We start from the raw sequence: 12638 nt of genomic DNA, 5'->3' as shown, positions 1-12638 counted from the left end.
GGATTCGCGGCAATCCTCATATCGAAGGCGCGCGTGTCGGTCGCTCATCGCAGACGCATTTCAACTCTGGTCGTCAGCCGTTTCGCGCGCCGGACGATGGCGCGCGCCGGCGACGGGCCCGCGGCGCTGTCGCGGCTGTGGCCCGGCCGCGCCGACCGCCTGACCATCGCGCCGCACGACCTTCGAACGGCCGACGCGACCCGCGCCGCCGAGATTTATGCCGGCCGCTTCGTGTTCGCGGGCAAGATCGTCACCTGCCACTCCCGCTCGGTCTTCGACCTCGAACCGCCGTCCGAGGACTGGGAAGCCGCCCTGCTGGGTTTTGGCTGGCTGCGGCATCTGCGCGCCGCCGACACCGCGATCACCCGCGCCAATGCGCGATCGCTGGTGGAGGACTGGATCTCGAATCCGGCGCGCAGGCGGGCTGCGGGCCGTCGCGCCGACATCATGTCGCGGCGCGTGATCTCGCTGCTGTCGCAGGCCCCGCTCGTGCTCGGCGACGCGGATGGAAAATTCTACCGCCGCTATCTGCGCGCGCTTGCCCGCGACATCCGTTTGCTGCGTTTCGGTCTGCACGACGCGCCTGACGGCGTGTCGCGGCTGCAGGTCGTGATCGCGCTGTGTTACGCCTCGCTGTGCCTTGCCAATCAGGCCCGCACCATCCGCGGCGCCACCCGCAAGCTGTCCGAGGAACTGCGGCGGCAAATCCTGCCCGACGGCGGTCATGTCTCGCGCAATCCCGGCGCGCTGATCGAACTGCTGATCGATCTGCTGCCGCTGCGCCAGACCTTCGCCGCGCGCAACATCGCGCCGCCGCCGGCGCTCTTGAACGCCATCGACCGCATGATGCCGATGCTGCGCTTCTTCCGTCACGGCGACGGCGGCTTCGCGCTGTTCAACGGCATGAGCAGCACGCCGTCCGACCTGCTGGCGACGCTGCTGGCCTATGACGACACCCGCGGCATACCGATGGCCAGCATGCCGCACACGGGCTTCCAGCGGATCGACGCCGGCGCGACGATCCTGATCGTCGATGCCGGGCCGCCGCCGCCGCCGAACCTCAGCGAGGAGGCGCATGCCGGCTGTCTGTCGTTCGAGCTATCCTCCGGACTGAACCGGATCGTCACCAACTGCGGAATGTCCTCGACCGGCCGCGACACGTGGCGCGTGTTCGCGCGCTCGACCGCCGCGCATTCCACGCTGGTCTGCCATCAGACATCCTCGTGTCAGTTCGTCGAACAGTCGGCGATGAAGCGGCTGCTCCAGGGGGCGCCGATCGTCAGTGGTCCGTCCCATGTCGAAAGCCTTCGCGAGACCATCGACGGCGGCGAGCGGCTGACGGCTTCGCACGACGGCTATCTCGCGCGGTTTGGCCTGATCCACCGGCGCGTGCTGACGATGGCGCATGACGGCTCGCGGCTGGAGGGCGAGGACATGCTGGAGCCAGCCCCCGGCGGTCGCATCAAAGGCAGCCAGATTCGCTACGCGTTGCGGTTTCACCTGCATCCGTCCGTCAAGGCTACTCGCCTCGATGATGCGCATGGGGTGATGCTGGTCTTGCCGAACCGCGAGGTCTGGACGTTCGAGGCTGCTCAAGACCGGGTCGAGCTTGAGGACAGCGTTTTTCTCGCCGGCAACGACGGTCCACGGCGCACCGTGCAGATCGTGATCCACCAGAACGCGCGGGAAGTCTCCCGGGTGCGCTGGGGCTTCGTGCGTTCGGCCAACTCGGCCGCGGCCACCAATGCCCGCCGTCAGGCACGTCGCGAGCCTGAATTGCCGCTATAGGGCACATACACGTTCGGCTTTATCCATCTAAAGCCTGGCCGTTGTGAATGGCGGCGAAAGCTGTTAACCAGCGTTTGCTCGCGCGACTGGCGACTTGGATGGAGCACCATCGGGAAGCGCGGGAGATATCCGCCGCGCGCCTGGGCACAAGTTTTCCTCAGACAGAGGCTTGCCCATGACCGACCGACCCCGCCGCGTGATGCGCGCCTTGCTTTCCGTTTCCGACAAGACCGGCCTGACCGAGTTCGCCCGCGCGTTGGCCGGCCTGGGCATCGAGCTGGTCTCGACCGGCGGCACCGCCAGGGCCATCGCGGCGGCAGGATTGAAAGTCAGCGATGTTTCCGACCTCACGGGCTTCCCGGAAATGATGGACGGCAGGGTCAAGACGCTGCATCCGAAGGTGCATGGCGGCCTGCTCGCCATCCGCGACCACGCCGATCATGCGAAGGCTATGAAGGACCACGGCATCGCCCCGATCGATCTGCTGGTCGTCAATCTCTATCCGTTCGAGTCAACGGTCGATAAAGGCGCCGCCTACGAGCACTGCATCGAGAATATCGACATCGGCGGCCCCGCGATGATTCGCGCCGCCGCAAAAAACCATGATGACGTCGCGGTCGTGGTCGAACCGCAGGACTATCAGGCCGTGCTTGACGAACTCAGGGCCAATGCGGGCGCGACGACGTTGAGCTTGCGCAAGCGTCTCGCCGCGAAAGCCTACGCCCGGACCGCCGCTTATGATGCGGCGATCTCCAACTGGTTCGCGGTGCAGCTTGATACCGATGCGCCCGACTATCGCGCCGTCGGCGGCCGTCTCGCGCAGACGTTGCGCTATGGCGAGAATCCGCACCAGACCGCCGCGTTCTATCGCACGCCGGAGCGGCGCGCAGGCGTGGCCACCGCGCGGCAGTTGCAGGGCAAGGAACTGTCCTACAACAACATCAACGACACCGATGCAGCTTTCGAGTGCGTCGCCGAATTCGACGCCGCGCGAACCGCGGCCTGCGTCATCATCAAGCACGCCAACCCCTGCGGCGTCGCGGAAGGCTCAAGCCTCACCGAGGCCTATCGCCGGGCGCTCGCCTGTGACCAGACCTCGGCCTATGGCGGCATCATCGCCTTCAACCGCACCATCGACGCCGATGCGGCCAATGCGGTGGCCGGCATCTTCACTGAAGTCATCATCGCGCCGGATGCGACCGATGAAGCGATCGCCATCATCGGCAAGCGCAAGAACCTGCGGCTATTGCTGGCCGGCGGCCTGCCCGATCCGCGCGCGCGCGGACTGACCGCGAAGACGGTCGCCGGCGGGCTTCTGGTGCAGGGCCGCGACAATGCCGTCATTGATGATATGCCGCTGAAGGTCGCGACCAGGCGCGCGCCGACCGAGGCCGAGATGCGCGACCTGCGGTTCGCCTTCCGCGTCGCCAAGCACGTCAAGTCGAACACCATCGTCTATGCCAGGGACCTCGCCACCGTCGGCATTGGCGCGGGTCAGATGAGCCGCGTCGATTCCGCGCGCATCGCCGCGCGCAAGGCGGAAGATGCGGCGCGCGATCTGAAGCTCGCCGAGCCCCTGACCAAAGGCTCGGTCGTGGCGTCGGATGCGTTCTTTCCGTTCGCCGACGGCATGCTCGCCTGCGTCGAGGCCGGCGCCACCGCAGTCATCCAGCCGGGCGGCTCCATGCGCGACGAGGAAGTGATCAAGGCCGCCGACGAGCATGGCATCGCCATGGTGTTCACCGGCGTTCGTCATTTCCGTCACTGAGGAAAGTGCAACCCGGCACCTTGAGATGAAAGACCGAACCAAACAGATGAGATCGGTGATAGGCGGAGCGCTGCTCTTCGTCGGCGTGTCGTCGCTGCCTGTGCTCGCGGACGACGGCAAGGGCATCACCAAGCCGCCCGGCAGAGCGACATCCTGCACGCCGTGTCACGGCAGGAACGGAGAAGGACAGCCGGTGCGGGGCATTCCACGCCTGGCTGGTCTTGATGCCGGCTACTTTGAACGCCAGCTCGCAAGTTTCAAGAACGGCACGCGCCGAAACCGCATCATGCTGATGATCGCATCGGATCTGTCGGACGACGAAAGCAAGGCGCTCGCCAGCTACTATGCGGGCATGACGGCGCCGAAACCCCAAACCACGCCGGCCGATCGAGCCGTGATCGCGGCCGGAGCGGAGCTTGCTGCGAACGGTGATCCGTCGAAAGACCTGCAGGGGTGTGGACAGTGCCATGGTGCCGAGGGCCTCGGCGCGGGAGCGGATTTCCCGCGCCTCGCGGGACAATCGGCGCTCTATATCGAGAAAACGCTTCGGTCATGGAAAGCCGGTGATCGCAAGAACGATTCCGGTGGCGTGATGGCCGATGTCGCGAACAGGCTGAGCGACGATCAGATCAAAAGCGTCGCCGCCTATTACGAGAGCCTGCCCATCGCCGCATCGGCTCCGGCTCCCGAAGCCAAGCCGTGATCCGCATGCGGGCGGCTAGAGCATTTTCCGGCGAAGTGGATACCGGTTCGCCGCAAGAAAATGCGACCAGACAATAATTTCTAGAGCATGATCGCTTCTGATTGAATCAGAAGCGAGGCTCCATGATATTGATTTGACGCGCTTTCTTCACGCGAACAGGTGTCCATTTCGCTTGAGAACGCTTTAATCCCGCACGCGCGACAGCAGCGCAAGCCCGGCGACGAAGAACAGCACCAGCACCGCCATGCCCGCTTTCTGGCTTGCGGTGACGGCGGTGATGAAGCCGATCAGCAGCGGACCGACGAACGACGTCACTTTTCCGGTCAGCGCGAACAAGCCGAAGAACTGGGTGATGCGATCCTTGGGCGCCATCCGGATCAGCAGCGTGCGCGAGGCGGCCTGCAACGGCCCGCCGGCGCCGCCGATCAGGCATCCGAGGATGAGATAGGCCTTCTCCGCCGGTGCGGCGAACAAGCCGCCGCCGGGCACGGGAGGCGTCACGCTCACGAACAGGATCGAGTCCTTGTCCACCATCAGGATCATGACGATGGACAACAACAAGACCGTCATGCTGGTCGCGATAACGGCCTTCGGCCCGACCCGGTCGTCGAGCTTGCCGCCGATCCACGCGCCGAGCGCGCCGGCGATCGCCAGCAGCATCCCGAACGTTCCGATCTCGATGGTGTGCCAGCCGAAGGTGCCTGCGGCATAGATGCCGCCGAACGCGAACAGCGACACCAGCCCGTCGGTATAGATCATGTTGGCGAGCAGGAAGGTCGCCAGCGATCGCCGTTGCGGCAGCTCGCGCAGCGTGCCGCGCAACTCGATCAGCCCTTCGCGCAGCGCCATCCGCACCGAGCGTTTCGCCGGAAGATCAGGCGTCAGCAGGAACATCGGCAGGACGAAAATCACGAACCAGAGTCCCGTCAGCGGGCCGGTGATTCGATCGCCCTCGTGGGTGACGGGATCGAGGCCGAACAGCGGCGTCATGCCGAACAGCGTCTTGCCGGTTGTGGGATTGGCGGCGAGGAAACCCAGCACCAGGATCAGGCTGAGGATGCCGCCGACATAGCCGGTGGCCCATCCGGTCCCCGACAGGCGGCCGATCCTGTGCGGCGGCACCAGCGACGGCATCATCGCGTTGTTGAACACGGTGGCGAACTCGACGCCGATGGTGGCGATGCCGTAGGCGATCAGCAGCGGCAGGATCACGCCGGCGTCGCCGGGCTTGCCGAGCCACATCAGGCTGGAGCCGATCACCAGCAGCGCGCCGAAGGCCGCGATCCATGGCTTGCGCCGGCCGTTGGCGTCGGCGATCGCGCCCAGCACCGGCGAGGCGAGCGCGATCACGAGGCCGGCGGCGCCGGTCGCAAATCCCCACAGTGATTGCCCCTCGGCCGGGGTCGCCGCCACGAAAGTCGCGAAGTACGGCGCGAACACGAAGGTCGTGATCAGCGTGAAATAGGGCTGCGCCGCCCAATCGAACATGATCCAGCTGTTGATGGCGGCGCGGGAGGCATAGCGCTCTCCGGGTTCCGCGCCGTCTGCCGGTAAGGCTGTCGTCACCGCCATGCCGATATGTTCATGCTCGATATGTTTCGTCGAATCGCGTGAGGCGTCTGACCCCGCGCCTCAAATCCTATAGCATCGCTCCCATTAACGAAAACGAATCCTCCAGATCCGGGACTGAATGGATGACCCGCCGCGAGCTATGCCGGTACGTATTCTCCCTGTTTGCGATCTGCGTGATCGCCGCATGGACGCCGTTCCTGTCGCACGCTTTCGCGCAGGATGCGCGCGGCGCGGTCCCGGCGGCGACCTCCGACGCGATTCGTCCGGTCGCCGCCAAACACGGCATGGTGGTGGCGCAGGAGCGGCTGGCGGCGAGGATCGGCGCGGACGTGCTCGCGCAAGGCGGCAACGCGGTCGATGCGGCGGTCGCGACCGGTTTCGCCCTGGCGGTCACATATCCGCGCGCCGGAAATATCGGCGGCGGCGGGTTCATGCTGATTCATCTGTCCGATTCCGGACGCGATATCGCCATCGACTATCGCGAGACCGCGCCAGGCGCGACCGGGCGTGACATCTTCCTCGGCGCCGACGGTAAGCCCGACCCGGCGAAGTCGCGCGATTCGGCGCTCGGCATCGGCGTGCCCGGCACCGTCGCCGGGCTGGCGCTGGCGCTCGACAGATACGGATCGGGCAGGTTCACCCTCGCTCGCCTCCTTCAGCCCGCGATCACGCTGGCGCGCGAGGGGCTCACGGTCGCCGACGATAGCGCCGACACGCTGTCGCAATCGCATGACCGTCTTGCGCGCTGGCCGTCCTCGATGAAGATCTTCGCGCGCCCCGATGGCACCGCGTTGCGCGAGGGCGATCGGCTGGTCCAGGCCGATCTGGCCGCGACGCTGACTGCGATCGCCGAGCAGGGGGCGCAAGGCTTCTATGAAGGGCCGGTGGCCTCGAAGCTGGTGAAGGGGATCGGCGCGGCCGGCGGAATCATGACGCTTGAGGACCTCAAGTCCTATCGGCCACTGATCCGGGAGCCGGTGCGGGGCAGGTATCGGGGCTATGACATCCTGTCGATGCCGCTGTCCTCGTCCGGCGGCACCGTGCTGCTCGAATCGCTGAACATCCTCGAAGGCTTCCCGATGCGCGATCTGCATCAGGGATCACTGGATTCGCTGCATGTGCTGGTCGAGGCGATGAAGCGCGCCTATGCGGATCGCGCGCGCCATCTCGGCGATCCCGCTTTCGTCGACGTCCCGGTTAAAACCCTGCTTGCGAAGGACTATGCCGCAAAACAGCGCGCCTCGATCGACATGAGGCACGCGACGCCGGCGGACGCCGTGCTGGTCCCGCCGCGCGAAGGAGACAACACCACGCATTTCTCGGTGGCCGACGCCTTCGGCAATGTCGTCAGCAACACGTATACGCTGAACTTCAGCTACGGCGTCGGACTGGTGGCGGAGGGCACTGGCGTCCTGCTCAACAACGAGCTTGACGATTTCACCGCCGCGCCGGGCGCGGCGAACGCTTTCGGGCTGGTCGGGTTCGAGGCCAACCTGCCCGGTCCCGGCAAGCGGCCGCTGTCCTCGATGACGCCGACCATCGTTCTGAAGGACGGCAAACCGGTGCTGGCGACGGGATCGCCCGGCGGCAGCCGCATCGTCTCCACCGTGCTTCAGGTGATCGTCAACGTGCTCGATTACGATATGAACATCGCCGCCGCGGTTCACGCGCCGCGGCTGCATCATCAGTGGCTGCCGGACGAGGTCCGCGCCGAACAGGGATTTTCCGATGACATTATCGCGGGGTTGCGGGCGCGAGGCCATACTGTCGTCGTGCCGATGGGGCAGACCTCGGCCAACTCCATCGCCATCACTCCGGACGGTTTGTTCGGTGCGCCGGACCCGCGCACCCGCGGGTCAAGCGCCGCGGGATACTAGAGCCTTCACCGCTTCTGATTCCATCAGAAGCGGGGCTCCAGATTATTGTTTTGACGCGTTTTCTTCACGCGAACCGGTGTCCATCCTCGGGTCGAGCCCGAGGACATGCTTCGCTTGAAAACGCGCTAGCACCACTTTGGCAGATTTATTCGTACCGCTGCATTTCGTCGATTTGTCTTCTGCAGTATGGGCATCGCTGATTTGTTGGTCGAAGAATGAGTTCGACGATGGCGCGGCGCACGGCTAGCAAACTCGGCTGTGGCGGTGGGCCGTTGCTTCTTTTTTTCCGCCCCGCTGCGATGAGGCGGCGGGATTGCGGCGGGATTGAAGGAATGCGCAGGCGATCATCGTCATCAAGGCATGCCGGTGTAGCCCAACCCACGATCTGCCTTCAAAATGGGCGAGCCCGAGTTCTTCCTTCAATTGCTGATGCGCCTGTTCACAGATCCACCGCGCCTTGACGGCAGCCGTCAGCGTCCTGAGCGGCACGTCGGCGGGCAGGTTCGAGACGTAGTACTTCTGCTCTCCGCCCGGTCGTCGTTCACCCAGGACCCACACTCCTGCGCCAGGCATGCGCTCGACACCTTTATCGAATACGCGGTGCTTCGGGCCGTCCGCAATGCGAACGCGCCGTGCTGCGAACAGGCATGTCAGCGGGCCCTTCGTACCCCGGCGCCAGCTGATCTTCCGCCACTTTTCGCCGATGAGCGCCGTTTCGGCAGAGACCGGCGACATATCCGGGATATGGTGCTTTCGCGCCTATGTCGAGCAGGTTCTTCTGCCCGTCCTTCGACCCGGCGATATCGTCATCCTGGATAACCTTGGCAGCCACCGGAGCAAAGCAGTTCGTCAACTCATCCGTTCGGTCGGCGCCAAACTCTTCTTCCTGCCAAAATACTCGCCCGATCTGAACCCGATCGAACAGGTCTTTGCCAAGCTCAAGCACCTCATCCGAAAAGCCGCCGCGCGAACCGTCGATGCGGTCTGCGCCGCAATCGGCCACGCACTCAATGCCTTCACCTCCGAGGAATGTGCCAACTACCTCAAAAATTCAGGATATCGAACTTAATGCCATCATGCTTTAGCTTTGGTGGAGAGCCTACCTCAAAGTTTCCGTCGGCCCATTCTTTCAGGTGTTTGAGTTGCCAATCGGTCAGGCTGAGAAACTGATCGGGAAGACTGAGTCCCAGCTGCATGTTCTGCAACGGCTGGCCTCCCCGTTCCCCACAGCTTGGGCATCTTGGAGGAGTCTTCATCGCGTTTGAATTCGTCATCCTTCCAGCTGGTCGGGCGCACGGGCGGCGGCGGCATCAGGGCATCAACCAGCCGTCCGCGCTTTCCGGGCGCATGCCGCATCAATCCATAGATCATCTGCCGCGTTGGCTCGCTGACCTCGCTCGGATCGGTGAAAGCAGCCATGTACTCGGCATTGAGCAGACTGCCCGGTTGCCCCGGACCGTGGGCCTTTGACAAAATATCTACGCTCGATGTCCATGATCTGTCTCCCCGGTCGAGCGGCCTTGCGGAAATAAAGAGCTGAATAACTTTAACCTGTCGCAGTGGCGTGAGGGTACGACAGAGGCAGAGAGCGGGTTCAGCGCGGACCGTGCGTGGACTAAAAATCACGCCGAAATATGGTCGAGATGGTCGCCTTATGGATGGTCGCCTTATGCAAGCTAAGGTCGGTTCGAGGTATTCAGCAGCAATCCTGTGTGACACCCGCAAGTGCTGCCCCGATTTCTAACAGCTCCCTTTTTGAACACTGAGCAGCATTTCGTAGAGCTATTCAGCCAGATCAGGATCGGCCGCTTTTCTCCTACCGAAGAGCTCACTTGTTCGCTCTCTGACGGATTCCCAGAAGACGTAGAGCATCGGGATCAAGAACAATCCGATACTACTTGCAGCGATCATGCCGACGAACACCGGCGTGCTGACGGCCTGACGCGCGATCTCGGATGCGCCCCTCGCCCAGACCAGCGGCACCAGCCCGAGGATGAACGCGATCGACGTCATCAGCACGGCGCGGAATCGCATCTCGGCGCCGAGAGCTGCGGCTTGCTCAAGGCCCAACCCTTGCTCACGCTGCTCCTTGGCGAACTCAACGATCAGGATGGCGTTCTTCGCGGCCAGTGCAATCAGAACGACGAGTCCGATCTGCGCATAGAGATCGAGCGTAAGGTGCGCGATCAAAACCCCGGCAATGGCACCGAGCACACCGACAACCACCGAGAACAGCACCGGGACAGGAATGATCCAGCTCTCGTAAAGCGCCACCAGAAACAGGAACGCGAATAGCAACGCCATGCCGAGCACGATTATGGTCTGGCCGCTCGCCGCCTGTTCCTGATAGGCGGTCCCGGTCCATTCGAATGCATAGCCAGGCGGGAGAGTCTTGGCAGACACCTCGGCCATGGCATCCAATGCCGTCCCCGAGGCCACGCCCGGAGCCGGGCTGCCGTTGATGGTCACCGAGCGATAATTGTTGTATCGTGTGATAACTTGCGGCCCCGTCACGGTGCGAGCCGTTGCGATCGACTGTAGCGGCACCATTTCACCCTTTGAATTTCGGATGTAGATCTTCCAAAGGGAAGATATATCGCGCCGATCCGCTGCCTCGGCTTGCAAATTGACCTGCCAGGTCCGGCCGAATAGATTGAAATTATTATTGATGAAGTAACCGCCGAGGGTGGTTTGCAGCGTGGTGAAAACGTCATTGAGCGTGATGCCGAGTGACTGCGCCTTCTCGCGATCAATATCAAGAAAGACCGAAGGCGCGTTGGCTCCGTATGTCGAGAAGACGCGTGAAAGCCGCGAGTCCTGATTGGCTGCAGCGATCAGTCCCTGAACCACCGAGTTCATCGCTTTCGGATCGGCACCTTCCAGATTCTCGAGCTGATACTCGAAACCGCCGGTGGTTGATAGCCCCACGATGGGAGGGAGATTGAAGGGCAATACATTCGCGGTGCGGATTTGCTGTGCCGCGCTGAATACTTGCGCAATCAGCGCTTGAGCGGAATCGGCCACGCCGGTGCGCTCTTCGAATGGCTTCAGCTTGACGATCATGAACGCATTGTTGCTGGCAGCATAGCCATCGAGCAGCGAGTAGCCGATGATCGAAATGGTATCCCGCACTTGAGGCACCCCTTTCAGGATGTTCTCGACTTGCTTAACGGTTTCGCTTGTCCGGTTGACCGAAGCGCCATCGGGCAGTTGTACGTTGATGAAGAATGTTCCCTGATCCTCCTCAGGAAGGAAGCCCGTGGGGGTAACGCGCATCAAACCAAAAATGCCCAGGCCGAATGCGGCGATCAGCACCATTGACATGACCGACAGCCGCAATGTCTTGCGAACGACTGTGGCATAACCGTCGCGCACCTTGTCGATCCCTTGTCCGATGCGTCCCATGATTCCGCGACGCGGAGAATGACGAAGGAACACTGTGCACAGTGCGGGCGAGAGGGTCAGCGCGTTGACCGCCGAGATGAGCACCGCAGCACTAATCGTCACAGCGAACTGGCGAAACAGCTCGCCCGAAATGCCGGCGATGAAAGCGATCGGGACGAACACCGACAGCAGGACCAAAGTGATGCCGATGATCGGCCCCGTCACCTGCGCCATCGCTTTCTTGGTCGCCTCCGCAGGCGATAGATCCGGCTCTTCCTCCATTATGCGCTCGACGTTCTCGACCACAACGATCGCGTCGTCTACGACGATGCCGACCGCGAGCACCAGCGCCAGCAGCGAGACGGTATTGGCCGAATAACCGAGCATAAGAAGAACGGCGAAGCTTCCGATCAAGCTGACCGGAATGGCAATGATTGGAATGAGGGTCGCGCGCAGATTGCCGAGAAACAGGAACACGACGATGCCGACGAGAACAAATGCCTCAATAAGCGCCTGAATGACTGCGTTGATCGTATCCCTCACGAAAACCGTCGAATCATGCACCACGCGAGCTTGCAGCCCCTCGGGAAAGCGATCTCGCAGCTTTTCCAGGGTTGCGTTCACAACCTTCGATACTGTGAGGGCATTGGCGCCAGGCGACAGATAGATGCCGATCGTAACCGACGGATCGCCATTTAGCCGGCTGAAGGTATCCTGATTCTGCGCGCCCAACTCGATCCGTGCGACGTCCTTGACCAGCAGCACCGAACCGTCCGGATTGGCTCGAATGACGATGGCGCCAAATTGCTCCGGGGTCGTAAGGCGGCCCTGCGTCTGCAGATTTAACTGGAACTGCTGGTCTTCAGGAACCGGACGGGCTCCAAGCCGACCGATCGGCGCCTGGACGTTCTGCGCTTGTACGGCGCGAATGACGTCAGAGGGTCCCAGACCGAGGCTCGTCAATCGTGCGGTATCGAACCAGATCCGCATCGAATAGTTTTCGCGTCCAAACAGGAGCGCCTGCCCGACGCCCGATATCCGCGACAACTCATCCAGAACGTTGATGATGGCATAATTAGTGATGGTTAGCGGATCGAGCTTGCCGCCCTCGCTGTAGAGCGTAATGAACTGAAGGACGGATGAGGTTCGCTTCTGAACCGTCAATCCCTGAACCTGCACCTCTGGCGGCAGACTCGCCATCGCGGTCTGAACGCGATTATTGACGTTGACGGTATTAATATCGGGATCGGTGCCGAGAGCAAAACTGACGTCCAGATTGTAACTTCCATCGGCGCCACTGCTGCTCTTCATATAAATCATCTTGTCGACGCCGACGACTTTGGACTCGATCGGTTGCGCCACCGTCGCTTCCACCACCGAGGCGGAAGCGCCCGGATAGACCGCCGAGACCTGAACCTCCGGCGGAACGATGTCGGGTAGCTGAGCCACGGGGATGCGTGAGAGAGCCAGCAGACCCGCGAGCGAAATGACGATGGCGATGACGATCGCCATGCGGGGGCGATCGATAAAATAGGCCGAGAGCATG

General features: G+C 62.8%; 7 protein-coding genes, 2 pseudogenes and 1 riboswitch. Of the genes and pseudogenes, 5 read left to right on the top strand and 4 right to left on the bottom strand.

The genetic code is table 11. From position 1 onward, the window contains the following. Window positions 1-33: 33 nt before the first annotated feature. From ACMYR2_RS00625 to ACMYR2_RS00615, 3 genes are all read left to right on the top strand, one after another. Window positions 34-1788: a heparinase II/III family protein gene (locus ACMYR2_RS00625; protein ID WP_347264951.1), complete on the top strand. Its 1755-nt coding sequence runs from the start codon at window positions 34-36 to the stop codon at window positions 1786-1788. Between the two features lie 72 nt (window positions 1789-1860). After that, a riboswitch (ZMP/ZTP riboswitch) is annotated at window positions 1861-1941 on the top strand. 22 nt (window positions 1942-1963) lie between these two features. After that, window positions 1964-3556, top strand: a complete 1593-nt coding sequence (gene purH / locus ACMYR2_RS00620) for a bifunctional phosphoribosylaminoimidazolecarboxamide formyltransferase/IMP cyclohydrolase (RefSeq protein WP_347264952.1) — start codon at window positions 1964-1966, stop codon at window positions 3554-3556. A gap of 46 nt (window positions 3557-3602) precedes the next feature. Then, complete coding sequence (locus ACMYR2_RS00615) at window positions 3603-4259, top strand: cytochrome c (RefSeq protein WP_347264953.1); 657 nt, start codon at window positions 3603-3605, stop codon at window positions 4257-4259. 183 nt (window positions 4260-4442) lie between these two features. On the opposite strand, the gene ACMYR2_RS00610 is transcribed toward ACMYR2_RS00615, so the two are convergent. Next, window positions 4443-5831, bottom strand: a complete 1389-nt coding sequence (locus ACMYR2_RS00610) for an MFS transporter (RefSeq protein WP_416193484.1) — start codon at window positions 5829-5831, stop codon at window positions 4443-4445. Window positions 5832-5953: 122 nt separating this feature from the next. Here ACMYR2_RS00610 and ggt point away from each other — a divergent pair, with 122 nt between their 5' ends. Further along, a complete protein-coding gene (gene ggt, locus ACMYR2_RS00605; RefSeq protein WP_347265432.1) occupies window positions 5954-7708 on the top strand; it encodes a gamma-glutamyltransferase in 1755 nt (584 codons plus the stop codon). Between the two features lie 125 nt (window positions 7709-7833). Here ggt and ACMYR2_RS00600 read toward each other — a convergent pair. Beyond that, a pseudogene (locus ACMYR2_RS00600) lies at window positions 7834-8464 on the bottom strand (IS701 family transposase); the annotation flags it as partial. On the opposite strand from ACMYR2_RS00600, the pseudogene ACMYR2_RS00595 reads away from it, so the two are divergent. Then, window positions 8460-8777 (top strand): annotated as a pseudogene (locus ACMYR2_RS00595) (transposase); the annotation flags it as partial. The pseudogenes ACMYR2_RS00600 and ACMYR2_RS00595 sit on opposite strands and share 5 nt — an antisense overlap. Here ACMYR2_RS00595 and ACMYR2_RS00590 read toward each other — a convergent pair. Together ACMYR2_RS00590 and ACMYR2_RS00585 are read right to left on the bottom strand one after the other, a co-directional pair. After that, window positions 8752-8913 (bottom strand): hypothetical protein, encoded by a 162-nt coding sequence (locus tag ACMYR2_RS00590; protein WP_416193483.1) that lies wholly within the window; start codon window positions 8911-8913, stop codon window positions 8752-8754. The pseudogene ACMYR2_RS00595 and the gene ACMYR2_RS00590 sit on opposite strands and share 26 nt — an antisense overlap. 577 nt (window positions 8914-9490) lie before the next feature. After that, a complete protein-coding gene (locus ACMYR2_RS00585; RefSeq protein WP_347264038.1) occupies window positions 9491-12637 on the bottom strand; it encodes a multidrug efflux RND transporter permease subunit in 3147 nt (1048 codons plus the stop codon). Between the last annotated feature and the right edge of the window lies 1 nt (window position 12638).

Origin of the sequence: Nitrobacter sp. TKz-YC01 (assembly GCF_047824785.1) — a bacterium.
Classification (GTDB): Bacteria; Pseudomonadota; Alphaproteobacteria; order Rhizobiales; family Xanthobacteraceae; genus Nitrobacter.
Note: the sequence above shows the minus strand (reverse complement) of the source record. Positions and strands in the feature narration are given on the sequence as shown.

Excerpts from the sequence above, each read along its gene's own strand:
- purH (WP_347264952.1), top strand. The coding sequence starts at position 1,964 with ATGACCGACCGACCCCGCCGCGTGATGCGCGCCTTGCTTTCCGTTTCC.
- ACMYR2_RS00615 (WP_347264953.1), top strand. The coding sequence starts at position 3,603 with ATGAGATCGGTGATAGGCGGAGCGCTGCTCTTCGTCGGCGTGTCGTCG.
- ACMYR2_RS00610 (WP_416193484.1), bottom strand. The coding sequence starts at position 5,831 with ATGGCGGTGACGACAGCCTTACCGGCAGACGGCGCGGAACCCGGAGAG.
- ggt (WP_347265432.1), top strand. The coding sequence starts at position 5,954 with ATGACCCGCCGCGAGCTATGCCGGTACGTATTCTCCCTGTTTGCGATC.
- ACMYR2_RS00585 (WP_347264038.1), bottom strand. The coding sequence starts at position 12,637 with ATGCTCTCGGCCTATTTTATCGATCGCCCCCGCATGGCGATCGTCATC.